Below are 23,728 nucleotides of genomic sequence, written 5' to 3'. Positions count from 1 at the left end.
CGGGAGGCGCGCGTGCGGGGTTTCGGTGGTCTGTCTCGTCGGGCGGGTCGGGGCGGGACGCGCCCGCGGGACTTCGCCCGGTCGTCTGGTGTCGCGGCGCGGGATCAGTCCAGGGCGGCCATGCGGAGGGTCTCCCCCTCCAGCCAGACCTGGACCGCCTTCTTGCGCAGCTTCGGGTCGGTGGTGTCGGCGGTGCGGAACAGGCCGTCGATGCCGATCAGCTCGGGCTCGAACTTGCGGCAGCAGATGCGGGCCCGGGGGTTGCCGCCGGCGCCCGCGATGGCGCGGCCGCGCAGGGCCCCGTAGATGTGGATCGAGCCGCCGGCCAGGATCTCGGCGCCCGAGGCGACCGAGCCCATCACCGTGACGTCGCCCTCGGGATGGTAGACCGACTGGCCCGAGCGCAGCGGGTTCTCGAGGACGAGGGAGTTCGGCTTGCGCGGCGGCTCCGGCGCCTTGACGGGCTCCGGTGCCTTGACGTCCGCCGGCGGCGCCATCTCGGCCGGGCGGCCGCCGCTGAGGAGCGGCGGCAGCGCCGGGCCGAGCCAGGCCGGCTCGGCCTTCTCGACGCCCATGATGCGGATGCCGCGCTGCTTGAGCTCGTCGACGAGGCCGGCGATGTCCGGCGTCGCCGCGGCGGCATCCGTGTCGTCCTCGGCGGGCTCGGCCGTCTCGAGCCTGGCCGCGTCTCCCCGGAGGGGATCCTTGGCGAGGCCCGAGACGTCCAGGATCACGGCGCGCTCGGAGAAGAGCGTCGGCGAGCGCTGCACCAGGGCATCCAGGTGCGAGAACCAGTCGCCGAGCGGCGTCTCCGGCGCGAGCACGAGCGCCCGGAAGGAGCGGCCGCGCAGCGGGAGGGAGGGGCGGGTGAGGCTGATGCTGGTCACGGCGGTTGACGAGTTGTTACCGGAGGCCATGAAGCGCGCATCGTGGTTACCGGATCGTTAATGCCTCCCCGCCCCGGCGGGAATTCGGCGGCAGGCCGGCGGCCGGGACACAGCGGCCGGAGCAAGGGACCGACAGACGCCGCCATGGCGTCGAGACAATAAAAAGGGGCCCGCGCCGGCGCGGGCCCCCCATTCCGCGATCACGATCGACGTGCCCGGCCTCAGCCCAGGAAGTCGCCGCATTTCGGCGGCGGCTCGGTGCCCCAGGGCATCAGCGGCACCGTCGAGGTCGAGTTCTTGGGCGAGCCCTGCACCACCTTGTCGGAATAGACCATGTAGATCAGGGTATTGCGCTTGGCGTCGCAGCCGCGCACGATCTGCATGCTCTTGAAGATCAGCGAGCGCCGCTCGCTGAACACGACCTCGCCCTGCTTGATCTTGTCCTTGAATTTGACCGGCCCGACCTGGCGGCAGGAGAGCGAGATGTCCGAGACCTCCTCGGCAAGGCCGAGCGTGCCCTTGATGCCGCCCTTTTCGGGCTGGGTGTAGTGGCAGGCGACGCCGGCCACGTCCGGGTCGTCGATGCCGTAGACCACGAGCTTGTCGTTGGGGGTGAGCGGCCGCCACACCGTGGACTTGTCGAAGATCCGGTCCGGCTCCTGCCCGAGCGCCGCACCGGAGGCGAGCCCGAGACACGCCGCCGCGCAAACAGCCCTGAGACCCCGCCGCCACACCATCGCGTCAACCTTTCCGCAAACGAGCTTAACGTATGTAGGGAGGCTGTCGCGCGGCGGCGAGGGCGGCTAGAACGGACCCGTCCCGTCCAGCCACGCTTTGCGCATCCGCGCGCGGGGCAGCTCGTTCTCGTCCGCCGCCCTCGTGGGCGGTCGTCCCCGCATACCGGTCGGTCCCCCGAACGCCATGCCGCTGCTCCGCTACACGGTCCGGCTCCTTGCCGGCGTCCTTGCGACCCTTTCCTTGTGCCAGGCTGCCCTGGCCGAGCCCAATGCCGCGGCCTGCCAGCGCTATCGCGCCGAGCTCGCCGGCCTGCAGCGGGAGTCCAACCGCGGCCAGATCGAGGAGATCCAGCAGCTCGTCGCCTATCGCCAGTCGATCGGCTGCGAGGGCGGGCGCTTCCTGTTCTTCGACATGCGGCCGCCGCAATGCGCCCAGGTCGAGCAGCGCATTCGCGCCCTCAATGCCGGCTATGGCGCCGGGGCCCGCGAGATCTCGGATGCCCGCCGCGGGCAGCTCATCGCCGCCGTGAAGGACGCCTGCACCGGCCTGCAGAGCGCCGCCGCAGCCCAGCCGAAACCGGCCGACGGCTTCGGCCGCGGCGGCTCGCAGGTGATCTGCGTGCGGATGTGCGACGGCGCCTACTTCCCGATGCCGAACCTGCCCGACGGCCGCGAGGGCGCCGACGAGATGTGCCAGGCGCTCTGCCCCGGGGCCGAGGCCGCCGCCTACTCGATGCCGCCCACCGACAGCGGCCTGACCCAGGCCGCCGCGATCCAGTCGAAGCGCGCCTACTCGGCCCTGCCGAACGCCTTCAAGTTCCAGAAGACCTTCGTGCCGAACTGCTCGTGCAAGGGCACGCAGACCTGGGCCCAGGCGCTGGTCAAGGCCGAGAGCATGCTGGTGCGCCACAAGGGCGACATCTTCGTCACCCCGGCCCAGGCCGAGGCGATGTCGCGGCCGAAGGTGCGCCTGACCCTGGTCGGCCGCGCCGACCGCGCCGCCGCGACGCTCGCCGCCACCGCCGCGACCCGGGTCGAGGAGGAGACCGCCGAGGGTGCCCGCCCGGCCGGGCCCGAGGAACGCCCCGCCATCCGGGTGATCGCCCCCAACCTCATCCCGGTGCCGCTCGTCGCCAAGGCGGACGGCCCGCAGGCCGCGGCCGTCGCCGTTTCGGCCCCCGGCGCCGCCCCGGTCGCGACGCCGTAAGTCGCGCCCGGGCCAGACCCGACGAGATCGGACGGCCGCTCACGGGCGGCTGACCCGCGGGCACCGCCTCGGGGAACCAACTCGCCGTCACGAGGTTCGAAGGAACCGACGACGGACGAGAGGTTCCCCTGATGCGTTCTGCCCGCGCGCTGCTGCTGACCGGTACGATCCTGCCGGCGCTGCTGCTCCAGCCCCTTCTTGCCAGCCAGGTGGCGGCGCGAGGCGACGACGTGATCCGACTGGCCCAGGGCGGGCCGGGCGGACCCGGTGGGCCCGGCGGCGAGCGCGGCGGCCCCGGTGGACCTGGCGGCGAACGCGGCGGCCCGGGCGGTGAGCGGGGTGGCCCGGGTGGTGAGCGGGGTGGCCCGGGTGGTCCGCGCGAGCGGCCGGAGCCCCGGCAGGAACGTCCGGAGCCGCGCCAGGAACGTCCGGAGCCCCGGCCGGAGCGCGCCGCTCCCCGGCCCGAGCCGCGCGAGCGGCCGGAGCCCCGTCAGGAGAGACCCGAGCCACAGCGCGAGCGGCCCGAGCCGCGGCAAGAGCCCCGCGAGCGGCAGGAACCCCGCGAGCGGCAAGAGCCCCGTGAGCGGCCGGAACCGCGGCAGCGTCAGGAGCGGCCCGACGCGCCGGACCGCGGCCCTCAAGAGCGTGGCCCGCAGGGTCGCCCCGACCGGCCGGATCCGCGCGAGCGCCAGGAGCAGCGGCCGGAACGCCAGGACCGGCAGGAGCGCCAAGACCGGCAAGAGCGCCAAGACCGGCAGGAGCGTCCGGACCGGCAAGAGCGCCAAGACCGGCAAGAGCGTCCGGAGCCCCGCGCCCCGCGCGGCGAGGAGCCCGGCCGCCCGCCGGGGCCGTCGCAGGACCGCGGTCCCGCCGGGCGGCCCGACCCGCGCGAGCGCCCGGTCCCGGACGCCCGTCCCGACCGTCCGGACCGCCGCGACGAGCGGCCCGATCCGCGCGACGAGCGCCGCGGGCCCGACGCGCCCGGCGGTCCGCGCGGACCCGGTCAGGCACCGGCTCCCGGCCAGCCCCCTGCCCCGGGCCGGCCGACCCCGCCGCCGGCGCCCGGCGATGCCCGGCCCGACCGCGGACCGGATCGGCCCGACGCTCCCGGCGCCGGCCCGAACGGCGCACCGTTGCCGCCGAACCAGAGGCCCGGCGTGCCCGGCCGCCCCTTCGTGCCCGGCGGCGCGGCGCCCGACGACCGTGATGAGCGTGGCATCGACCGGCGCGACCCGCGCGACCAGGATCGTCGCGATCTCGACCGCCGGGATGGCCGTGACTTCGACCGTCGCGACGACCGGCGCGATGGCGACCGGCGCGGCTTCGACGACCGCGGCGACCTGCCCGGAGGCTATCGCCGCGACGCCCCGGATTATGTCCCGGGCGGCTTCCGCCGCGGCGACATCGACGTGCGCAGCTACGAGGACGTGCGCCGCGCCCGGCGCGAGTACAACGAGGGCGGCCGCCTGATCATCCGCGAGCCGGGCCGGGTGATCGTGCGCGACGACGACCGCTACTTCCTGCGCCACGACGAGACCGAGCGCTTCCGCCTGCTCGACCGCGACGCCCGGATCGAGCGCCGCGGCCGCGACACCGTGACGATCATCGACCGCCCCGGCGGCTACCAGGTCTTCACGGTGGTCGACGACGACGGCCGGCTGCTGCGGCGCTACCGCCGCGGGCCGGACGGGCGCGAGGTGGTGCTGATCGACAATTCCTACGGCGGCCCGCCGCGGTCGATCGAGCGGGACGTCGTCGTGCTGCCGCCGCCGGACATCCGCATCCCCCGCGACCGCTACGTGGTCGAGGCGGACCGGGCCGACGAGGGCGCGATCTACGAGGCGCTCACCGCCCCGCCGGTCGCCCCGATCGAGCGGCGCTACACCCTCGATCAGGTGCGCTACAGCCCGACCCTGCGCGCCCGGATGCGCAGCGTCGACATCGACACCATCACGTTCGACACCGGATCGTGGCAGGTCACACCCGACCAGGCTCGCCGCCTCGCCACCATCGCGGCGGCGATCAACCAGGCGATCCAGAACAACCCGCAGGAGGTGTTCCTGATCGAGGGCTACACCGACGCGGTCGGCAGCGACATCGACAACCTCTCGCTCTCCGACCGCCGCGCGCAGTCGGTGGCGGAGGTGCTGACCCGCGACTTCAAAGTGCCGCCGGAGAACCTGACGACCCAGGGCTACGGCGAGCAATACCTGAAGGTGAACACGCAAGGCCCCTCGCGGGAGAACCGTCGGGTCACCGTGCGCCGCATCACGCCGCTGATCCAGCAGCAGCAGGCCCAGCCGCCGCAACAGCAGCAGCGTTGACGCCCTGCCGGGCGGCCCCCTGGGGCGGCCCGCTTCCGTTCAGGGCTCCCGCCGGATCCGTTCGCAATCCAGGTGCGGCGTGGGTTCCTCCTCTCCCCGCAGGCAGGGAGAGGAGACGGCCCGCGCCTTGTCTTGCACTCGAACTTGTCTTGCACTCGAACTTGTCTTGCACTCGAACGACACCGTCGAGCCGGCCCACCGGGGCCCGGGCCGTGGGCTCACGCGCGCCGTGGCAATGCCCCGAGAACGCAGCCGGCGAGGTAGGCCGCCAGCATCACGGCCGCCATCTCGATCCGGAAGCCGTCCCGCCCCGGTACCGCGAGGGAGCCGGGCAGGAGGCCGGCGAGTGCCGCCGCCCCGGCGGCAAGCGCCAGGAGCGCGATCAGGGCGGCGGCGAGGCGCGGTCCCCGGGCGGCGGGCAGGCCGGCCCACCAGCCGGTGCCGGCGCCGATCAGGAGGCCCGCCAGAACGCCCGGCCAGGCGACGGAAGCGAGGAGCAGCACGGCAGGGCCCTCAGGAGCGCAGGGCGAAGGCGACCGACCGGCGGTCGGTGGGGGCGTCGGCGGGCGCGGCGGCGATTCGCCCGGCCGGGATGCCGGCCTTGACCAGATAATCGACGATCGCCGCCGCCCGGCGCTGCGGCAGGCCCGGATCGGGCATCGACGCCGCCTCGGCGGGCTTCTCGGAGGACGGGGTAGTCGGGGGTTTCGCCGCCGGCTTGCCGGGCTTCGGCGCCGCCTTGCCCTTATTGGCGTCCTTGGAGACGTCCTTCGGCGCGGGCGGCTCCTTCGGTGCCGGCGGCGGCGCGGAGCCGGGCGGGTCGTCGTGGCCGGCGACCTCGATCCGGGCCTGCGGGCAGGCGCGGGCGAGACCCGCGACCTCGTCGAGGACGGGGTAGAAGGCGGGCTTGAGGTCGGCGCTGCCGGGATCGAAGCGCAGGGTCGACTCGTTCGCCAGCGTCGCGAAGGTATCGCGGCAGGAGGCCGGATCGCGCAGCGGCGCCGCGCCGCGGTCCCCGACCGCGACCTCGGTGCGCCAGCCGGCGGGGGCGATCCGCGCCGCCTCCGCGGCGACGCGGCGGGCGCTTTCCGGATAAAGTCCTTCGCCTGCGATGCGCAGGTTCTGGTCGCGCACCGTCACCTCGCCCGCGGCGAGCTGGCCGAGCGCACCGATCCCGGCGGCCAGGCCCTCGACGAGGGCGGGTGGCGCGCCTTCGGCGAGGCGGGTGCGGTCGATCACCCGCTCGCCGTAGAGGTAGGGCCGCAGCGCGGCACGGAGCGCGGAGCGTGCCTCGGCATCCGGCAGGTGGCCGGTGAGCGTGAAGGCCTCCGGCCCGCGCCGGACCGTGACGATGTAGGGCGAGACCGGGCTCGCCGTCAGGGCGACCGTCCCGCGGGAGACGCCCGCCGGCAGGGCGTCGGCCACGGCCTCGGCCTCGCGCACCGCCTGGGCGTCGATGGCGGCCCCCCGGAGCGACAGGGTCGCCCCGTCGAGGGACACGGTGCCGTCGCGCAAGAGCGCCAGGGCCGCGAAGGCCCGGTCGGTGAGCGCCCGGGCGTCGATCCCGGCGGGCAGGCCGCGGGCGGTGCGCATCGTGTCGATCACCGGGGCGCCGTCGGCGAGGAGCCGCGCGGCGGCCAGGATCGCCGCCCGGTCGCCCTCCGACACGGTGTAGCCGTCGAGGCGGATGCCGTCCGGACTGCGGCTCGCCGACCAGGTGAAGGGCGCGGCCAGGGCCGGCTCGACCGCGACCTCGCCGATCGTGAACCCGGCGGGCGGCCGGGCGAGGTCCGCCTTGAGGCCGGCATAGGCCTCGACGCTCGCCGCCTCGCCGCGGACCGACAGGACGGGACCGCTCATCGCCGCGGTGGCGCCGGGCTTCAGGTGCAGGACCACCCCGACGAGGAAACGGGCGGCCTCGGAGAACGCCGCCGGCGCGCCGCGGGCGGCCCGCGCCGCGTCGCGCAGCGAGATCCCGGCGGGCAGGCCGGCGCCGAGGGAATCGGCGAGGGCGGCGCGGCCGGTTTCCGCCGGCCGATGGCCGATCAGGTCGAGGTGGTCGGCCGAGCGGCGCAACGCCGCCCAGGTGAAGGGCGAGACCTCCGCCACGAGCCCGAGGCGGTCGGTGATCCGGCGGTGGCCAGGAAGGCCGGACAGGGCGGCGCGGGCGCCGGCGAGGGCGGCGTCGGCCGGCGCCTCGCCGCTCGCCACGAGGTCGCGGCCCCGTGCCTCGACCCGCAGCCACGGCTCGGCTCCGTCGCGGCCGGTGCCCGCCGCCACGGCCTCGGCGGGCGCCTCCAGGGCGGCTTCGAGCCGCGGCTCGGCGAAAGACGTCGCCGCAACCCAGGCACCGGCCAGGAGGGGAAGGCCGGCGAGCCAGCCGATCGAGCGAATCGCCACCGAGGGACCTCGTCGCGGGGGTGACGCGCGGCGGGGGGATCACGCGCGGGTCCGCCACCCTGGCGCCGGTTTCCGGCATCAGCAAGGCGCGACAGGCCGCCGGCCGCACGCCGCGCAAAAAGGGGCCCCGGCTCGCGCCGGGACCCCGAGGACGTCCTCCGTCGGCGGTCCCCGGAGGGACCGCGCCACGGCTTAGAAGTCGCGCTGGACGCGCATGCGGACCTGGAACGTGTCGGCCGAGTTGGCGGTCGGCAGGACCGCGCCGGCGGCATTCACCGGCAGGCCGGCGGCGTTCAGGCCGCTCGCGACCTGGCCCGGAGCCTTGTTCTGGTCGACCACGCGGCCGCCCTTCAGGTCGACGCGGTTGTAGAGACCCTCGACGCCGATATCGAGGTCCTTGACCGGCGACCAGATGATGCTCGCACCGGCGACGAACTGGCTGGTGTCACGCAGGGCGGCGCTGTAGAGGAAGGCGCCGGGGCTGTTGACCGGGTTGCCGAGGCCATTGAAGTTCAGCGCGCCGAGCAGGTTGCGGCTCGTCTTGCCGAACGTCATCTCGCCGTAGCTGCCGATGAACGCCGACCGCACTTCCGGCGTCCAGTAGTGCAGGTACGATCCGACCACCGTCCAGCTGGTCGACAGCTCCATCTTGCCGGTCAGCGGGTTGACGGCAGCGTCAGTGAAGTACGCCGCGAAGGGCGAGCCCTGGGTGTTGCCGGCGCTGGCGGTGTAGGTGCCGATGTACTGGGAGTAGCCGGTGTAGATCTGGGCGCCCTCGCCGTACGAACCCTGCAGGTACAGGGAGTCGCCCGGAGCGATGAAGGGCAGGTTGAACTTCACGCCACCCTGCACGGCCCAGCCGTACTCGGTCTGGACGCGCGGCGTGACGACCGAGCCAGGCGCGATGGTGGCGCCGCCGAAGGTCAGGACCGACGAGGCGTTCTGGGCGTTCAGCTCGTGCACGGCGGCCGAGAGCTGGGCCGAGCCCCAGGCGGCGTCGTAGCGCAGGGCGCCGACGAAGTCGGGCATGCGCGAGGTCTGGCGCACGTCGTAGAACGCCTCACCGACCGGCACGCCGGCCGCGTTGGTGGCGATGACCGGGGTCAGGTTGGAGGCGCCGGCGGTGAAGACCGCGAACTGGCTCGCCGCGTTGCCGGCGGTGGCGGTGCCGAACAGCGGGTTCTTGCGGAAGATCGGATCTTCGACCGAGATCGTCGCCGAGAAGCCGTCGCCGAAGGTGGCGGTGTAGGCGAGCAGGTTGGTCGAGGCGACGTCCGAGCCCAGCGAGGTGCCGATGATCTCGAAGTCGTGGGCGTAGAAGTCGTAGAACGAGGCCGCGCGACCGGCGGTGAGGCCGGCGAACTGGATGAAGGCCTTGTCGACGTTCACGTATTGCTGGGCGCGGCCGAACGTGTCGACGCCGAGCGCCGGGAAGGCGTTGGCGATGCGCTGCTGCGTGCCCGAGTTCAGGTAGGCGCCGGTGCGGGAGGCGAGCTCGAAGCGGACGAAGGCGCGGAGCGTGCCGTAGGCGGTCTGCGTGCGGGCATCGAGGTTGAGGCGGCCGAGGCCGCGGTAACCCATCAGGTCGCCGTTGTTGCCACCGCGCTGGTAGCCCTGCGAATAGCCGGCCTCGAAGCGGGCGCGGCCCGACACGCGCAGGCAGGTATCCGTACCCGGAACGAAGAAGAAGCCGGCACCATAGGCCGAGCAGACACGAACGAATTCAACAGGCGCTGCCTTCTTGATAGGCAGATCGGCAGCCTGCGCCCCAGCCACAACGGTCAGGCCGGCGGCCGAACCCAGCAGAAGGCTCTTCACGAGCTTCATCGAGACCTCCAAAGTTTCGAGACCCTGGGGGTGAACGACTGTGTCCCGACGAATGCCGAACCACGCCACTCTTATCCCCTTGCGCCCGGCGCTCCCTGAAGGGATGTCATCCGGGCTGCACCGGGTTGTGCCCGGTGCAGGGGCACCATGTGCGAGGCGCTAACGGCGATCAACTGACATCCGCGTCCGGAACGGCCAAGTCGCCGGGTTTCGGCAGGAATGTTGCACGGACGCCACGAAAGCTTACGCGGGTCAGCTAAAACCCGGGGCCTAGAACGCGACAACTCATGTTCCGGCCTGTTTCCCTGTCGTCGCTCTTGACCGGCCGTCATGGTGCAACGGCCGGATCAATTCATCCACAGGTTGTGATACCGAATCAACCCTCGAGTTCTTCGCGCAGCATCTCGAGGGCGAGCCAGCGCTCCTCGGCCGCGGCGAGGTCGGCCTCGGTCGTCGCCAGGGTGCGGGAGATCGCCTCGAAGCGGGCGGGGTCGCGGGCATAGAGGGTCGGGTCGTCGAGGGCGGCGCGCAGCTTCCCCCGGTTGCCCTCGAGCGCCGCGATCCGGGACGGCAGGGTCTTCAGCTCGTGCTGCTCGTTGAAGCCGAGGCGCTTCTTCGCGGCCGGGCGGGCGGAAGCGGGCTTGCCGGCCTCCTTCGTCTCCTTGGCGTCCTGCCTGGCATCGTGGCGCCCGGTCTGCACCACCCCGCGGGCCTGCACGCCGATGCCGCGCTGGGCCACCATGTCGCTGTAGCCGCCGGCATAGGCGACCCAGCGCCCCTCCCCTTCCGAAACCAGCACCGTATCGACCACACGGTCGAGGAAGTCGCGGTCGTGGCTGACCAGGATCAGGGTGCCGGCATAGTCGCCGAGCATCTCCTGCAGCAGGTCGAGGGTCTCGAGATCGAGGTCGTTGGTCGGCTCGTCGAGCACCAGCAGGTTGCCGGCCTCGGCGAGGGCGCGAGCCAGCAGCAGCCGGTTGCGCTCGCCGCCCGACAGAACGCCCACCGGCGTGCGCGCCTGCTCGGGCGAGAACAGGAAGTCCTTCATGTAGCCGATGACGTGCCGGCTCTGGCCGCCGACCTGGACGCTGTCGCTGCCGCCCCCCGTCAGCACGTCGGCGACGGTACGCTCGGGGTCCAGCGCGCTGCGGCGCTGGTCGAGGAGGTTGAGGGTGACGTTGGCCCCGACCTTCACCTCGCCCGAATCGGGCGGGAGCCGCCCGGTGAGGAGGTTGACCAGCGTCGTCTTGCCGGTGCCGTTGGCGCCGACGATGCCGAGCCGGTCGCGGCGCGCGATGCGCATGGACAGGTCGCGGACGATCGGGCGCTCGCCGTAAGCCTTCGCGGCGTCGCGCGCCTCGACCACCAGGGCGCCGGAGGCCTCCGTCTCGCTCACCGTCAGCGTCGCGGCGCCGACCGGGCCGCGATGCTCGCGGGCCTGGCGCCGCAGGTCGTGCAGGCCGGCGAGCCGCTTGACGTTGCGCTTGCGCCGCGCCGTCACGCCGTAGCGCAGCCAGTCCTCTTCCATCGCGATCTTGCGGTCGAGCTTGTGGCGGTCGCGCTCCTCCTCCTCGAACACCTGGTCGCGCCAGCCCTCGAAGGCGGAGAAGCCCTGCTCCAGCCGCCGCGTCGTGCCGCGGTCGAGCCAGACGGTCGAGCGCGACAGGGCCTCGAGGAAGCGCCGATCGTGGCTGATGAGGACGAGCGCCGAGCGGCTGCCCTTCAGCTCAGCCTCGAGCCACTCGATCGCCGGCAGGTCGAGGTGGTTGGTCGGCTCGTCGAGGAGCAGGATGTCGGGCTCGGGCGCCAGCGCCTGGGCCAGAGCCGCGCGGCGCGATTCGCCGCCCGAGAGCTGGCTCGGATCCTCCTCGCCGGTCAGGCCGAGGCTCTCGAGCAGGTAGCGCGCCCGGTACAGCTCGTCGCCCGGCCCCATCCCGGCCTCGACGAAGGACAGAGTGGTGGCATGCCCCGAGAAATCCGGCTCCTGCGCGAGGTAACGGACGGTCGTGCCGGGCTGCAGGAAGCGCACGCCCTTGTCGGGCTCGACCAGCCCGGCGGCGACCTTGAGCAGGGTCGACTTGCCCGAGCCGTTGCGGCCGACGAGGCAGGTGCGGTCGCCGGGGCTGAGCGACAGGTCGGCCCCCGTGAGCAGCGGCGTGCCGCCGAAGGTGAGCGCGATGCCCTGGAGGGTGAGGAGCGGAGGAGCGGCCATGGGGTGGGGATTACGGCAGGCTAGGGTGAAAGGCGAGCCCGGGGCGGGTGTCGCTCACCCTCGACCGCCACTCCGTGAGCGTCCCTCACTCCGCTCCTCCTCCAGGAATGGAATCAGGCTTGCGAAGATCACGGATCGAGGCCTCGACATCGCTGCCTCATTAAATTATCGTAGTTACGATAAATAGATGGCCATCACCTTCGACCCGCCCAAGCGCGACCGTGCCCGGAGCGAGCGGGGCCTGGATTTCTCTCCGCCGAGGCCGTGTTCGCCGGCCTCCACCACACATGGCCGGATGCCCGCCGCGATTACGGCGAGCCTCGCAGCATCACGATCGGACATCTGAACGGGCGCATGGTGATGATCGGATGGACGCCGCGTGGCGACGGCCGCCACGTCGTCACGATGAGGAGGTGCAATGAGCGCGAGCAAGCCCGCTACGCCCACCTTTTCCCCTGATGCCTACGGCAAGACCGACTTCGCCAAGGTCGGTGGCCACACCATCACGCCCGAGGAATACGACGAGCTGCCGGAACTCACCGAGGCCGACCTGGCGGCAGCCGACACCTACCAGGGTGCGACCCTGATCCGCCGCGGACGCGGTCGTCCTCCGGTCGCGCACGCCAAGAAGCTCGTCACCTTGCGCCTGGACCCCGATGTCGTCGAGCGCTGGAAGGCGAGCGGTCCCGGGTGGCAGACCCGGATGAATGCCGTGCTGCGCGAGGCGATGCCGTAGGCGCCAAGGCTGGCAAGGCGCGGCTGCGCATCGCCGGACCCGACAGATTGCATCGTTCCCACCGCGAGTGAGAGCCTAGAATAGCGGTTCCGGCGCGCGAGACTTCGCGCCAGGCCCACCCGAAAAGGAGTTCCGATGAGCTTCGTCACCCCCGATCCCTTCACCACCCGCCCCGAGATCGACGGCACCTTCGGGGTCGTGGCCTCGACCCACTGGATCGCCACCGCGGTCGGCATGGGGGTGCTGGAGCGGGGCGGCAACGCCTTCGATGCCGGAGTCGCCACCGCCTTCGTGCTGCAGGTGGTCGAGCCGCATCTCAACGGGCCGGGCGGCGACGTGCCGGTGATCCTGCATGACGTCCGGGTCGGGCACCCGCAGGTGGTGTGCGGGCAGGGCCCGGCGCCGCGGGCCGCCACCATCGCGCACTTACGCGACGATCTCGGCCTCGACCTCGTGCCGGGCACCGGGCTGCTGGCGCCCTGCGTGCCGGGCACCTTCGACGCCTACATGCTGATCCTGCGCGACCACGGCACCTGGCGCCTCGCCGACGTCTTGGAGGCGGCGATCGGGTATGCCCGCGACGGCTTCCCGCTGGTCGAGCGCGTCTCGGCCACCATCGCCACCGTCGAGGGGCTGTTTCGCGAGCACTGGCCGAGCTCGGCGGCGACCTACCTCAAGGAGGGCGGCGTGCCCGCCCCCGGCACCCTGTTCACCAATCCGGTGCTGGCCGAGACCTATGCCCGCATCGTGCGCGAGGCCGCCGGCGGCACGCGCGAGCAGGAGATCGAGCGCGCCCGCCGGATCTGGTCGCAGGGCTTCGTGGCGGAGGCGATCGACGCCTTCTGCCGGGGCGAACCGGTGATGGACGTGACGGGGCGGCCGCATCGCGGCCTCCTCACTGGGGCCGACATGGCGGCCTGGCAGGCGAGCGTCGAGGCGCCGGTCGGGTACGAGTACGGCCGCTACACGGTGCTGAAGGCCGGGCCCTGGACGCAGGGGCTGGCGACCCTGCAGCAGCTCGCCCTGCTGAAGGGCTTCTACCTCGATCGTCTCGATCCGGCCGGACCCGACTTCATCCACCTGCAGGTCGAGTGCGCCAAGCTCGCCTTCGCCGACCGCGACACGTTCTACGGCGACCCGGACTTCGTCGCCGTGCCGGTGGAGACCCTGCTGTCGGACGCCTACAACGCCGAGCGCCGCACGCTCGTCGGCGACACCGCCTCGCTGGAGCAGCGGCCGGGCACGATTCCCGGCTTCGGCAAGGCGCTGGATGCCCGGGTCAGCAGCGGGGCCCGGACGGCGGTGGGCGCGTCCGGCGCCGGCGAGCCGACGGTGGGCAAGATCGAGGCGACGGTACCGCCGGACGATGCCCGGGCGGGCGTGGTGCGGGGCGACACCGTCCATTTCGACATCATCGACCGGCACGGCAACATGATCGCCGCGACGCCCTCCGGCGGCTGGCTGCAATCCTCGCCGGTGATCCCGGCGCTCGGCTTCTGCCTCGGCACCCGGGCGCAGATGTTCGTGCTCGACGAGGCGCATCCGGCCGCTCTGGCCCCGGGCAAGCGGCCGCGCTCGACCCTGTCGCCGACGATGGCGTTGCGCGATGGCCAGCCCTACCTCGCCTGGGGCTCGCCGGGCGGCGACCAGCAGGACCAGTGGATCCCACAATTCTTCCTGCGCCACGTCCATGCCGGCATGAACCTGCAGGCGGCGATCGACGCGCCGGCCTGGCACACCGAGCATTTCCCGTCGTCGTTCTGGCCCCGCACCGCGCGGCCGGGGGTCGTGGTGGTGGAGAACCGGATCAGCGCCGGCACGATCGCCGAGCTGCGCCGGCGCGGCCACGTCGTCGAGATCGGGTCGGACTGGTCGGAGGGGCGGCTCACCGCGGCGAGCCGTGACGGCCGGCGTCTGCGGGCGGCCGCCAATCCCCGCGGCATGCAGGGCTACGCCGCGGGGCGCTAGCTCGGGCTCGAGGACAGGGGGCATCGCCCGATCGCGAGGGGATCGGGCGGTGCCCTCGCCGCCGCTACATCGTCGGGTTGGCGGGGCCGGTCGGCGACGGATCAGGGGTGATGGCCGGGGAATTGCCCGGATCGTTCACCGGGATCTCGACCGGCCGGTCCCCCGGGGCCTCGGTCGGCAGGTCGGGCCCGCCGGGATCCGGCGTGTCCGGGCCGGGGGCGGGCGGCACGGGATCGTAGGGCTGGTCCGGGATCGGTCCGGGATTCGACATCGAGCGCTCCTCTCTTCTGTCGAACCCAAACCGGGGCGCCCCGCCCCGGTTCCGCAGCGTCCCCTGCGGCCGGACGGGGCTATTGCTTGGTCAGCAGCTTGGTGCCGTTCTGGCTGACGATCTGCTGGATCTTGTGGGCGAAGAGCGACAGGAGCAGCGGCATCCGCACCTCGACCCGCACCGCGTCCTCCTCGACGTCGATGTCGCCGTCGACCCGCTGGTTCATCGCGGCGACGAGGAACGAGAGCCGGTCGCCGGTCCAGGTCGCGTCGGCCATGCTGAGACCCGCCTTCTGCAGCATCTCCTTGGCCTGGCCGATCCCGTTCTCGAGCCGGCGACGGGCCTCGGCCCGGCCGAGCTGATGGGGAATCACGACAACCAGGGGCTTTGCCATCATCACGCTCCGCTCGCACGATGAGCCTGATGTGGGGAGGCCCGGCCCGACGGCAACGCCGCTCCGGCCGATCAGTCCACCACCGCCACGGCGACGCGGGCGACGCCGTTCATGCCGATCGCCTTCCCGGCCCCGCGGGCGAGGTCGATGATGCGGCCATGCGCGAACGGCCCGCGGTCGTTGATCCGCACCACCACCGAGCGGCCGTTCGACTGGTTGGTCACCAGCACCCGCGTGCCGAAGGGCAGGCTGCGATGCGCCGCGGTGAGACCGTTGGGGTTGAAGCGCTCGCCGCTCGCGGTGCGGTGGCCCGACGCGTACCAGGACGCCTTGCCGCTCTGAGCCTGCGCCGTCGACGCCGTCGCGAGGGCCCCGAATCCGGCCAGGGCGAGCCCGCCCAGGAGAACCGACATCGGAGCCGAGAGGGGAGCCGCGATCGACCGACGCACAGGCTTGGCGCTGTTCATTCCACTGTCCTTGGTGGTTGCTGACGGCGCTGCCAATCGAGACCAAACAGGACGAAAATATGACCGCCCGATTTGCGGCCGGTCATGCCGCAATCCTGTCCGATATCTTGCAGGACGTTAAGGATTGATCTTACAAGTTGTCACGCAGCGCGAACACTGATTGGTGACTTGCAGGCATGAACGGCTGCATTCGGGGTTTTCAGCATTCGCGAGATGCGGCGGCGGGGGCGGCGACGCCGAGCCGGACCGGTGCGTGCGGGCGCGTTAACGGCTCGGCGTGTGCGGCACGGGCCGCTGCGCCGCGCGCGGCAGGGCGGGGTCGGGGACGAGAGTGGCGGGGGTCCTCTCCTCTCCCCGCGGGCCGGGAGAGGATTTCACCGACCTCGTCGCCAATGAAGGGAGCGCAGGCGAAGCCGGAGCGTGGGTGAGGGGGTGGGGCCGGACGAGGCTCCTTTGACAACACTCCCTCATCCGGGGCTGACACCTCGCTGCATGCCTGGACGGGAGCGCAGTCCACGCCCCTCCCGCGGGGGACAGGAGAGGACCCGCCCCATTCTTTTCCTGCGACTGCTCTGCCGCAGGCGGAGAGAGGGCAGGCGGGTGCGCCCTCCATCGATGTCAGGGGATGGCGGCCGGCATGGCCGGCAGCGAACGATCAACGCCCGTCGCGCTCGCTGTTCGTAGCCATTCATTAACGAATTATTCGGTCGATCTACCCACCCGGCAAGAAGTGCAGCCCCATTTCGAGACGCAATTTGTGCCAGTTGGCAACCTCACCTTTACCGTAGCCGCGGCAATGTCTGGGTGTCAGTCGCGTAACCGGTGTTTGCCATGGCTTCCCCGCGTACCGCGGTCGCCGGCGCCGCCGCCCGGAATCAAGTCTCGCGTACCGGGCGAGTGGTGTCGGCGCCGCGGATGGGTCTCGTTACCCCCGCACAGCGTCTTCCCCTGGACGAGGTCATCCTCGGGGATTGCCTCACCGCCCTCGAGCGGCTCCCGCCGGCCAGCGTCGACCTGGTCTTCGCGGATCCACCCTACAATCTCCAGCTCGGGACCGGCGCCCTGCTGCGCCCGGACCAGAGCACCGTCGACGCCGTCGACGACGACTGGGACCAGTTCGCCAGCTTCGAGGCCTACGACACCTTCACCCGCGCTTGGCTCGCCGCCTGCCGCCGGGTGATGAAGCCGACCGCCACCCTCTGGGTGATCGGGTCGTACCATAACATCTTCCGCGTCGGGAGCGCGTTGCAGGATCTTGGTTTCTGGATCCTGAACGACATCGTGTGGCGCAAGGCCAACCCGATGCCGAACTTCCGCGGCAAGCGGTTCACCAACGCCCACGAGACCCTGATCTGGGCCTCGCGCAGCGAGCAGAAGGGCTACACCTTCCATTACGAGGCGCTGAAGGGCGGCAACGACGACCTTCAGATGCGCTCGGACTGGTTCATCCCGCTCTGCACCGGCGACGAGCGCCTGAAGGGCGACGACGGTCGCAAGCTGCACCCGACCCAGAAGCCCGAGGCGTTGCTCGCCCGCACCATCCTGTCGTCGTCCAATCCCGGCGACGTGGTGCTCGACCCGTTCTTCGGCACCGGCACCACCGGCGCGGTCGCCAAGCGCCTCGGCCGGCACTTCATCGGCATCGAGCAGGAGCCGGCCTATGCCGCGGCGGCGCGCGAGCGCATCGCCGGCATCGAGCCCCTGTCGCGTGCCGCCCTTCTCACGGCACCGGCGAAGCGTGCCGAGCCGCGGGTGCCGTTCCTGAGCCTGCTGGAAGCCGGCCACGTCCGGGCCGGCGAGACGCTCACCGACGAGCGGCGCCGCCACAAGGCCCTGGTGCGCCCCGATGGCACGCTCGGGGTCGGCCCCGCCTCGGGCTCGATCCACAAGATCGGCGCCCTGGTCCAGGGCCTCCCGGCCTGCAACGGCTGGACCTTCTGGCACGCCGAGCGCGGCGGGCGGCTGGTCTGCATCGACGACTTCCGCGGCACGATGCGGGCCGGGATGGGTTCGGCCGCCTGACCACCGTTCCCCGTGGCCGAGACGCGCCTGTGGCCTCTCGGCCACGGGCGCTTCGGCGATCGACACACGCGGAACACGTCTTTGCCCGATCCGACCCCTGCTGCAGATGCCGGAGGCGGCCGCCTACCTCCGAGGCATGGCGGGGCAGCGCCTCGAGGCGGCGGCCGAGCGGGCGCTGGCCCTGCCGGCCCAGGGGACGCGCCCAGCCCGCATCGGGGCGACCCTGATCGCGGCCGACATCCCCTTCGCGGTGCGCGACGTCATCGACGTCGGCTCGCCGACGCTCCGCGCCCCCATCGAGATCCTCGACGCCCGCACCGGCGCGGTCCTCACCGCCTATTCGGGCGACCAGGGCAGCCACCGGACAGGGCGTGCTCGGCGGCGTCATCGACGGGGCGCTGACCGCCGGCGGCATGGACGACCTGTACGACCGCGCCGCCAACGACGTCGCCCGGCGCTTCAAGCGCTGGCTGGCGGCCGGGGCCTGACAGCCCCTCAACTCCCCTTCGGCCGCCCCCGCGCCTTGACCACCGGGGCGGCCGAGGCCGGGCGCCGCGACAGCACCTTCGGCAGCGGCGCCCGCCGCGGCGGCGCCTCGGGCTCCGGCGGCGTCGCGAGATCCGGTTCCGGCGGGGGCTTCGGCGCGGGCGGAGGCGCCGCCAGCTTCTGCTCGAGGGCGTGGGCCAGCACCTTCTTCATCGCGCCGGGCAGCGGCTCGGCGTCGAGGGCGGCGCGCGGGGTGAAGCGCATCCCCTCCGGCGCCGGGGTGCCGGCACCGACGCGGGCGAGGAAAACGGTCAGTTCGAGCGGGAAATGCGTGAAGACGTGGCGCACGAGGCCGGGCAGCCGCTTCCAGCGTGCGTCGAGGGGGGCGTCGAGGAGCGCCTGGGCCGGGTCGTAATCGGCCCGCCACTCGCTCGTCGGCGGCTCGGCCATCGACCCGAGCAGGCCCTCCGGCGGGCGGGTGCGCAGCAGCACCGCGTCGTCCCCGGCCCGCAGCACCACGAAGGCGGCGCCGCGGCGGAGCGCGCCGGCCACCTTCTTCACCTTGCGCGGAAAGGTCTCCTGCAGCCCCTCGGCCCGGGCGCGGCAGGGCTGCATCCAGGGGCACAGGGCGCAGGCCGGCCGTTTCGGGGTGCAGAGCGTCGCGCCGAGATCCATCACGGCCTGCGCGAAGTCGCCGGGGCGCGACGCCGGCACCAGGCTCTCCGCGAGGCGGCGGATCTCGGGGCGCGACGCCGGGATCGGGGTCTCGATCGCGTAGAGGCGCGACACCACCCGCTCGACATTGCCGTCCACCGCCGCCGCCGGCCGGTCGAAGGCGATCGCCGCGATGGCGCCCGCCGTGTAGGCGCCGATGCCCGGCAGTTTCCTCAGGCCCTCGACCGTGTCGGGGAAAGCGCCGGCCGCCGCCACCGCCTTCGCGCAGGCATGCAGGTTGCGAGCGCGGGAATAGTAGCCGAGGCCGGCCCAGGCGCCCATCACCGCCTCCTCCGGCGCCGCCGCCAGGACCTCGACGGTCGGGAAGCGCTCCAGGAAACGGGCGAAATACGGCTTCACCGCAGCGACGGTGGTCTGCTGCAGCATGATCTCGGACAGCCAGACCCGGTACGGATCGGGCGCGACGCCGGGCAGCGCGCGCCAGGGCAGCGCGCGGCGATGGCGGTCGTACCAGACCAGGAGGTCGGCGGCATCCGGCCTTGAGTGCGACGCGGCGGGCGCTACCATGCGGTCCGCCTTACCCGGTTTTCCGCGGCGGCGGGAGCGGGATTTCGGGGTGGCGCACCGGCATCGCTTCGCGGGACCAGGCTGGTCCCCGCGGACCCGAGGGTTAAGTATTCCCTCACGCGAAAGCTCTATCGGTCGAGGCTTCACGCCGGACACGGCGACCACCAGGATGGACGGGCGATGGCGCGGCCCAAACCCTTGAGCGAGCTGATCGAGCGGTCCCTCGGCCCCGTCTTCGCGGCGCAGGGCTTCGCCTCGACCGACATCCTGGCCTCCTGGGCCGAGATCGTCGGCGAGCGGCTGGCCCGGGCCTGCCAGCCCGAGAAGCTCGAATGGCCGCGCAAGCGCGGCAGCACCCGCGAGCGGCCGGAGCCCGGCACCCTGACGGTGCGGGTCGAGGGCGCCTTCGCCCTCGAGCTCCAGCATCTCGGCCCGCTGGTGATCGAGCGCATCAACCGCCATTACGGCTGGGCCTGCGTCGGCAAGATCCGCATGCGCCAGGACCGGGTCGCCCAGGCCCAGCGCCGGAAGGCCGCCCCCCCGCCCCTCGATCCGGTGCGCCGCGGCGAGGTCGCGCTCGCCGTCTCCACCGTGAGCGAGGCCGCGCTGCGCGACGCCCTCGACCGCCTCGGCCTCGCGGTGCTGGGCGCGCAGCATACGCGCTGAGCCGCGTCGTCGGCGGGCGTGCAGCCCGCCGCAAGCCCGACCGGGCGTCGGCACGCATGGGCCGGACGCCGTCGCGGCACGCGACGGCACACAGGGAGCAACCGTCGCGGGCTGTTGATGCGGCGGCGGCTTGCCACGAGGCGGCCGGGATTCTACCGCACTGACGACCGCGGACCCTCCCGCACCCGCCTTACGAGGACGCCTGCCATGCTCACCCGTCGCGAGGCCCTGACACTCACCGGCTCGGCCCTCGGCGCGGCCCTGCTCGCCCCGGCCCTGCCGTTCCACGCTCTGGCGCAAGGCCCGGTGGTCGACGGCCTGATGCAGCCCGGCCCCCTCGGGGACGTCTGGCTCGGGCCGGACAACGCCCGCTGCACCATCATCGAGTACGCCTCGATGACCTGCTCGCACTGCGCCGCCTTCCACAAGACCACCTGGCCGGCGCTGAAGGAGCGCTGGGTCGATACCGGCAAGGTCCGCTTCACCCTGCGCGAGTTCCCCCTCGATCCGCTCGCGACGGCCGCCTTCATGCTGGCCCGGGCCGACAACGCGGCGCGCTACTACCCGATCACCGACATGCTGTTCGACCAGCAGCAGAACTGGGCCTTCGTGCCGAAGCCCCTCGACGCCCTCGAGCAGATGATGCGCCAGGCCGGCTTCTCGAAGGAGAAGTTCGAGGCGACCCTGAAGGATCAGAAGCTCTACGACGCGGTCAACGCCGTGAAGGAAAAGGCGATGACGACCTTCAAGGTCAACGCCACGCCGACCTTCTTCATCAACGGCCAGAAATACCAGGGCGAGATGACGATCGAAGGCATGGAGAAGGTGATCAAGCCGATCGTCGGGGCGTGAGTTGGGGGCGTGAGGTTCGGGCGTCCGCAGCCCGGTGGACGCGATGACCGAGTCCGCACGCGATCGCGGCCGCACGGGGCCGGATGTTCGAAAGGCGAGGACGTCCGCCATGCTCAGCCGCCGAGATGCCCTGACGATGACCGGCGCCGCTCTGGCGATGCCGGCCCTCGCCGGCGCCGCCCTCGCCCAGAGCGCACAGGCCGCCGGGCTCCTCGATCCCGGCCCGCTCCGGGACATCTGGCTCGGGCCGGCGGACGCCAAGGCGACGATCATCGAGTATGCGGCGGTGACCTGCCCGCATTGCGCCGCCTTCCACCGGGACACGTGGCCGGCACTCAAGCAGCGCTGGGTCGAGACCGGCAAGGTCCGGTTCGTCCTGAGAGCCTTCGCGCTCAACCCGCTCGATACGGCCGGCTTCATGCTGGCCCGGGCGGACGATGCCGCGCGCTACTATCCCATCACCGACCTCCTGTTCGACCAGCAAGCCCATTGGGCCTTCGTGCAAAAGCCCCTCGACGCGCTCGCGCAGATGATGCGCCAGGCCGGTTTCTCGAAGGAGACGTTCGAAGCGGCCTTGAGGGACCAGACGCTCTACGCCGCATTCAACGCTTCCCAGCAACGGGCCGAGACCGTCTTCCAGGTGCATTCCACGCCGACCCTATTCATCAACGGCAAGCGGCACGAGGGCGAGGTGTCGATCGCGGCGCTGGAGAGCATCCTGACGCCCCTGACGGCGCCGTGAGCGGTCACCGGCTCGTCGGAGCCCCATGAAATTCACGCGCCTGCGCATCGTCGGCTTCAAGACCTTCGTCGAGCCGAGCGAGTTCCTGATCGAGCCCGGCCTGACCGGGGTGATCGGGCCGAACGGCTGCGGCAAGTCGAACCTCGTCGAGGCCCTGCGCTGGGTGATGGGGGAGAGCTCGCACAAGAGCATGCGGGCGTCCGGCATGGACGACGTGATCTTCTCCGGCTCCGGCGGGCGGGCCGGGCGCAGCCACGCCGAGGTGACGCTGGCGCTCGACAACAGCGCCCGCACCGCGCCCGCCGCCTTCAACGCCGCCGACCTGCTCGAAGTCTCGCGCCGCATCGACCGGGGCGCCGGCTCGACCTACCGGGTCAACGGCCGCGAGGTCCGGGCCCGCGACGTCCAGCTGATGTTCGCCGATGCCGCGACCGGCGCGCGCTCCCCCGCCATGGTGCGCCAGGGCCAGGTGGCGGAGCTGATCGCGGCCAAACCCCAGGCGCGCCGCCGCATCCTGGAGGATGCCGCCGGCATCGGCGGCCTGCATGCCCGCCGGCACGAGGCCGAATTGCGCCTGCGGGCGGCGGAGGACAACCTCGCCCGGGTCGAGGACGTGCTGACGGCGATCACCGCCGGGGTCGATTCGCTGCGCCGCCAGGCGCGCTCGGCCCAGCGCTACCGGGCGATCGCCGCCGAGATCCGCCGGCACGAGGCGCTGCTGCTCCTCATCGGCCACACGAATGCCCGTCGCGAGGCGATGGCGGCGCAAGGAGCGCTCGCCCAGGCCCTCGACCGGCTGGCGGCGGCGCAAGCCGAGCAAGTGGAATCCGCGACCGCGCAAGGGTTGGCCGCCGCCGCCCTGCCGCGCCTGCGCGAGGCGGAAGGCGCTGCGGCGGAGGAGTTGCAGCGCCTGACCCTCGCGGCGGCGCAGCTGGAGGCACAGGAGCGCCGCAGCGCCGAGCGCCTGCGCGACCTCGGCCGCCGGATCGCCGACCTGCGCCGCGACCTCACCCGCGAGGCCGCCTCCCGGGACGACGCGCGCACCACCCTGGACCGCCTCGATGGCGAGGCGGCGGCCCTGCGCGACGCCGACGACGGACGGGCGGCGCGGGAGGAGGCGGACGCGCTTGCCGCCGCGGCCAATGCGCGCCTCGCGGTCGCCGAGGCGGCGCTCTCCACCGCGCAATCCACCCAGGCCGAGCACGCGGCGCGGCGCAGCGCCCTGATCCGCGCGGCCGCCGACGAACGCGCCCGGGCCGGGCGTCTCGCCGCCGAACAGGCCCGTCTCGCCCGCGAGGCCGCAGCCGCCGGCGAGGCCGAGTCCGAGCGGCTCGCGGCGCTACGCGAGGCCTACGACGAGGCCAAGGAGGCGGCCGAGAGCGCCGAGGAGGCCGCAGTCGCGGCCCGCGACGCCGTGGCCGAGGCCCGCGACGCCGAGGCGCGGGGACGACCAGTCCTGGCGGCGGCGGAGCGCGAGGCGGCGCGGCTCGATACCGAGGCCCGTACCCTCGCCCGCCTGGTGGCGCCGGTGGCGGAGACGCGCTTCCCGCCGGTCCTCGACGCCGTGACGGTTGCGCCGGGCTACGAGGCCGCCTTGGCCGCGGCCCTCGGCGACGATCTCGACGCCGCGACCGACCCGGAGGCGCCGACCCACTGGGCCTCGCTCCCCGATCCCGGCACCGATCCGGCCCTGCCGACGGGCGCCCGGCCGCTCGTGGAGTGCGTCACCGGCCCCTCCGCCCTCGCCCGCCGCCTGCACCAGGTCGGGATCGTCGAACCGGGGGATGCGCCCGCCCTGCGCGGCCGGCTGCATCCGGGCCAGCGCCTCGTGACGAAACGCGGCGATCTCTTTCGCTGGGATGGCCTCACCGCCGCGGCGGAAGCGCCGCGGCCGGCGGCGCGGCGGCTCTCCGAGCGCAACCGGCTGGAGACGCTGCACGAGGCCGCGGCCCTCGCCCGGAGCCAAGCCGAGACCGCGCGCGAGACCCACGACGCCCTCCAGGCCCGGGCACAGGATGCGGCGGCGGCGGAGCTGCGGGCCCTCGACGGCGCCCGCCTCGCCCGCCGCACCCTCGATGGCGCCCGCGAGAACCTGAACCACGCCGAGCGCCGGGAGGCCGAGGCCGCTGCCCGCCGCGCGGCTCTGGCCGAGGCCCAGGGGCGGATCGCCGCGGATGCCGAGGAGGCGGCGGCCCGGGCCGAGGCGGCGGACGAGGCGCTGGCCGCCCTCGACGAGCCCGAGGACCTGAGCGCCCGCCTCGAGGCCGCCCGCCGGGAGGCCGAGGCGC

The 23,728-nt window shown here is 73.0% G+C and carries 20 protein-coding genes; 10 read left to right on the top strand and 10 right to left on the bottom strand.

Going from position 1 to position 23,728, the window contains the following annotated elements; genetic code table 11:
* Window positions 1-104: 104 nt before the first annotated feature.
* The gene (gene minC / locus FF100_RS32405; protein ID WP_139040155.1) at window positions 105-917 is read right to left on the bottom strand and encodes a septum site-determining protein MinC; all 813 of its coding nucleotides are present in this window, start codon (window positions 915-917) and stop codon (window positions 105-107) included.
* 191 nt (window positions 918-1,108) lie between these two features.
* Entirely contained in the window at window positions 1,109-1,624 is a 516-nt protein-coding gene (locus tag FF100_RS32400) for a CreA family protein (RefSeq protein WP_139040154.1), read from the bottom strand.
* A gap of 184 nt (window positions 1,625-1,808) precedes the next feature.
* On the opposite strand from FF100_RS32400, the gene FF100_RS32395 reads away from it, so the two are divergent.
* Window positions 1,809-2,831 (top strand): DUF2865 domain-containing protein, encoded by a 1,023-nt coding sequence (locus tag FF100_RS32395; protein ID WP_139040153.1) that lies wholly within the window; start codon window positions 1,809-1,811, stop codon window positions 2,829-2,831.
* 1,157 nt (window positions 2,832-3,988) lie between these two features.
* On the top strand, window positions 3,989-5,155 hold the full coding sequence (locus FF100_RS38560) for an OmpA family protein (protein ID WP_342779042.1): 1,167 nt from the start codon (window positions 3,989-3,991) through the stop codon (window positions 5,153-5,155).
* A 218-nt stretch (window positions 5,156-5,373) separates the two neighbouring features.
* On the opposite strand, the gene FF100_RS32385 is transcribed toward FF100_RS38560, so the two are convergent.
* The 4 genes from FF100_RS32385 to FF100_RS32370 all read right to left on the bottom strand — a co-directional run bounded on the left by FF100_RS32385 (window position 5,374) and on the right by FF100_RS32370 (window position 11,594).
* Window positions 5,374-5,658, bottom strand: coding sequence for a hypothetical protein (locus tag FF100_RS32385; RefSeq protein ID WP_139040151.1), 285 nt, complete (start codon window positions 5,656-5,658; stop codon window positions 5,374-5,376).
* Between the two features lie 10 nt (window positions 5,659-5,668).
* The gene (locus tag FF100_RS32380; RefSeq protein WP_139040150.1) at window positions 5,669-7,555 is read right to left on the bottom strand and encodes an OmpA family protein; all 1,887 of its coding nucleotides are present in this window, start codon (window positions 7,553-7,555) and stop codon (window positions 5,669-5,671) included.
* Between the two features lie 192 nt (window positions 7,556-7,747).
* A complete protein-coding gene (locus FF100_RS32375) occupies window positions 7,748-9,382 on the bottom strand; it encodes a porin (protein WP_139040149.1) in 1,635 nt (544 codons plus the stop codon).
* A gap of 376 nt (window positions 9,383-9,758) precedes the next feature.
* Window positions 9,759-11,594: an ABC-F family ATP-binding cassette domain-containing protein gene (locus FF100_RS32370; protein ID WP_139040148.1), complete on the bottom strand. Its 1,836-nt coding sequence runs from the start codon at window positions 11,592-11,594 to the stop codon at window positions 9,759-9,761.
* Between the two features lie 264 nt (window positions 11,595-11,858).
* Here FF100_RS32370 and FF100_RS32365 point away from each other — a divergent pair, with 264 nt between their 5' ends.
* The 3 genes from FF100_RS32365 (at window position 11,859) to FF100_RS32355 (ending at window position 14,298) form a co-directional block, all read left to right on the top strand.
* Window positions 11,859-12,053 carry a BrnT family toxin gene (locus FF100_RS32365; protein WP_246102636.1) on the top strand — a complete coding sequence of 65 codons (195 nt, stop codon included), beginning with the start codon at window positions 11,859-11,861 and terminating at the stop codon, window positions 12,051-12,053.
* The gene (locus FF100_RS32360; protein ID WP_139040147.1) at window positions 12,013-12,330 is read left to right on the top strand and encodes a BrnA antitoxin family protein; all 318 of its coding nucleotides are present in this window, start codon (window positions 12,013-12,015) and stop codon (window positions 12,328-12,330) included. Before FF100_RS32365 ends, FF100_RS32360 begins: the two co-directional genes overlap by 41 nt.
* A gap of 135 nt (window positions 12,331-12,465) precedes the next feature.
* Window positions 12,466-14,298: a gamma-glutamyltransferase family protein gene (locus tag FF100_RS32355; RefSeq protein WP_139040146.1), complete on the top strand. Its 1,833-nt coding sequence runs from the start codon at window positions 12,466-12,468 to the stop codon at window positions 14,296-14,298.
* Window positions 14,299-14,362: 64 nt separating this feature from the next.
* Here FF100_RS32355 and FF100_RS32350 read toward each other — a convergent pair whose 3' ends face one another.
* From FF100_RS32350 to FF100_RS32340, 3 genes are all read right to left on the bottom strand, one after another.
* Window positions 14,363-14,569, bottom strand: a complete 207-nt coding sequence (locus FF100_RS32350) for a hypothetical protein (protein ID WP_139040145.1) — start codon at window positions 14,567-14,569, stop codon at window positions 14,363-14,365.
* 79 nt (window positions 14,570-14,648) lie between these two features.
* Window positions 14,649-14,963, bottom strand: coding sequence for a polyhydroxyalkanoic acid system family protein (locus FF100_RS32345; protein WP_139040144.1), 315 nt, complete (start codon window positions 14,961-14,963; stop codon window positions 14,649-14,651).
* Window positions 14,964-15,034: 71 nt separating this feature from the next.
* On the bottom strand, window positions 15,035-15,376 hold the full coding sequence (locus FF100_RS32340; RefSeq protein ID WP_139040175.1) for a septal ring lytic transglycosylase RlpA family protein: 342 nt from the start codon (window positions 15,374-15,376) through the stop codon (window positions 15,035-15,037).
* Between the two features lie 885 nt (window positions 15,377-16,261).
* On the opposite strand from FF100_RS32340, the gene FF100_RS32335 reads away from it, so the two are divergent.
* Window positions 16,262-17,452: a site-specific DNA-methyltransferase gene (locus FF100_RS32335; RefSeq protein ID WP_139040143.1), complete on the top strand. Its 1,191-nt coding sequence runs from the start codon at window positions 16,262-16,264 to the stop codon at window positions 17,450-17,452.
* A 495-nt stretch (window positions 17,453-17,947) separates the two neighbouring features.
* Here the strand turns inward: FF100_RS32335 and mutY are convergent, their stop codons facing one another.
* A complete protein-coding gene (gene mutY, locus FF100_RS32330; protein WP_139040142.1) occupies window positions 17,948-19,180 on the bottom strand; it encodes an A/G-specific adenine glycosylase in 1,233 nt (410 codons plus the stop codon).
* Window positions 19,181-19,360: 180 nt separating this feature from the next.
* On the opposite strand from mutY, the gene FF100_RS32325 reads away from it, so the two are divergent.
* The 4 genes from FF100_RS32325 to FF100_RS32310 form a co-directional block, all read left to right on the top strand.
* Window positions 19,361-19,846: a DUF721 domain-containing protein gene (locus FF100_RS32325; RefSeq protein ID WP_139040141.1), complete on the top strand. Its 486-nt coding sequence runs from the start codon at window positions 19,361-19,363 to the stop codon at window positions 19,844-19,846.
* Between the two features lie 207 nt (window positions 19,847-20,053).
* Entirely contained in the window at window positions 20,054-20,698 is a 645-nt protein-coding gene (locus FF100_RS32320) for a DsbA family protein (RefSeq protein WP_139040140.1), read from the top strand.
* A gap of 109 nt (window positions 20,699-20,807) precedes the next feature.
* Window positions 20,808-21,440 (top strand): thioredoxin domain-containing protein, encoded by a 633-nt coding sequence (locus FF100_RS32315; protein WP_139040139.1) that lies wholly within the window; start codon window positions 20,808-20,810, stop codon window positions 21,438-21,440.
* 25 nt (window positions 21,441-21,465) lie between these two features.
* A partial coding sequence (locus FF100_RS32310) for an AAA family ATPase (RefSeq protein ID WP_139040138.1) occupies window positions 21,466-23,728 on the top strand: 2,263 nt, incomplete at its 3' end.

It is taken from the genome of Methylobacterium terricola (assembly GCF_006151805.1).
Classification (GTDB): Bacteria; Pseudomonadota; Alphaproteobacteria; order Rhizobiales; family Beijerinckiaceae; genus Methylobacterium; species Methylobacterium terricola.
This window is presented reverse-complemented; position numbering and strand designations above follow the sequence as displayed.

Coding starts and splice junctions, on each gene's coding strand:
- minC (WP_139040155.1), bottom strand. CDS start 917: ATGGCCTCCGGTAACAACTCGTCAACCGCCGTGACCAGCATCAGCCTC.
- FF100_RS32400 (WP_139040154.1), bottom strand. CDS start 1,624: ATGGTGTGGCGGCGGGGTCTCAGGGCTGTTTGCGCGGCGGCGTGTCTC.
- FF100_RS32395 (WP_139040153.1), top strand. CDS start 1,809: ATGCCGCTGCTCCGCTACACGGTCCGGCTCCTTGCCGGCGTCCTTGCG.
- FF100_RS32375 (WP_139040149.1), bottom strand. CDS start 9,382: ATGAAGCTCGTGAAGAGCCTTCTGCTGGGTTCGGCCGCCGGCCTGACC.
- FF100_RS32370 (WP_139040148.1), bottom strand. CDS start 11,594: ATGGCCGCTCCTCCGCTCCTCACCCTCCAGGGCATCGCGCTCACCTTC.
- FF100_RS32360 (WP_139040147.1), top strand. CDS start 12,013: ATGAGCGCGAGCAAGCCCGCTACGCCCACCTTTTCCCCTGATGCCTAC.
- FF100_RS32355 (WP_139040146.1), top strand. CDS start 12,466: ATGAGCTTCGTCACCCCCGATCCCTTCACCACCCGCCCCGAGATCGAC.
- FF100_RS32350 (WP_139040145.1), bottom strand. CDS start 14,569: ATGTCGAATCCCGGACCGATCCCGGACCAGCCCTACGATCCCGTGCCG.
- FF100_RS32345 (WP_139040144.1), bottom strand. CDS start 14,963: ATGGCAAAGCCCCTGGTTGTCGTGATTCCCCATCAGCTCGGCCGGGCC.
- FF100_RS32340 (WP_139040175.1), bottom strand. CDS start 15,376: ATGTCGGTTCTCCTGGGCGGGCTCGCCCTGGCCGGATTCGGGGCCCTC.
- FF100_RS32335 (WP_139040143.1), top strand. CDS start 16,262: ATGGCTTCCCCGCGTACCGCGGTCGCCGGCGCCGCCGCCCGGAATCAA.
- mutY (WP_139040142.1), bottom strand. CDS start 19,180: ATGGTAGCGCCCGCCGCGTCGCACTCAAGGCCGGATGCCGCCGACCTC.
- FF100_RS32325 (WP_139040141.1), top strand. CDS start 19,361: ATGGCGCGGCCCAAACCCTTGAGCGAGCTGATCGAGCGGTCCCTCGGC.
- FF100_RS32320 (WP_139040140.1), top strand. CDS start 20,054: ATGCTCACCCGTCGCGAGGCCCTGACACTCACCGGCTCGGCCCTCGGC.
- FF100_RS32315 (WP_139040139.1), top strand. CDS start 20,808: ATGCTCAGCCGCCGAGATGCCCTGACGATGACCGGCGCCGCTCTGGCG.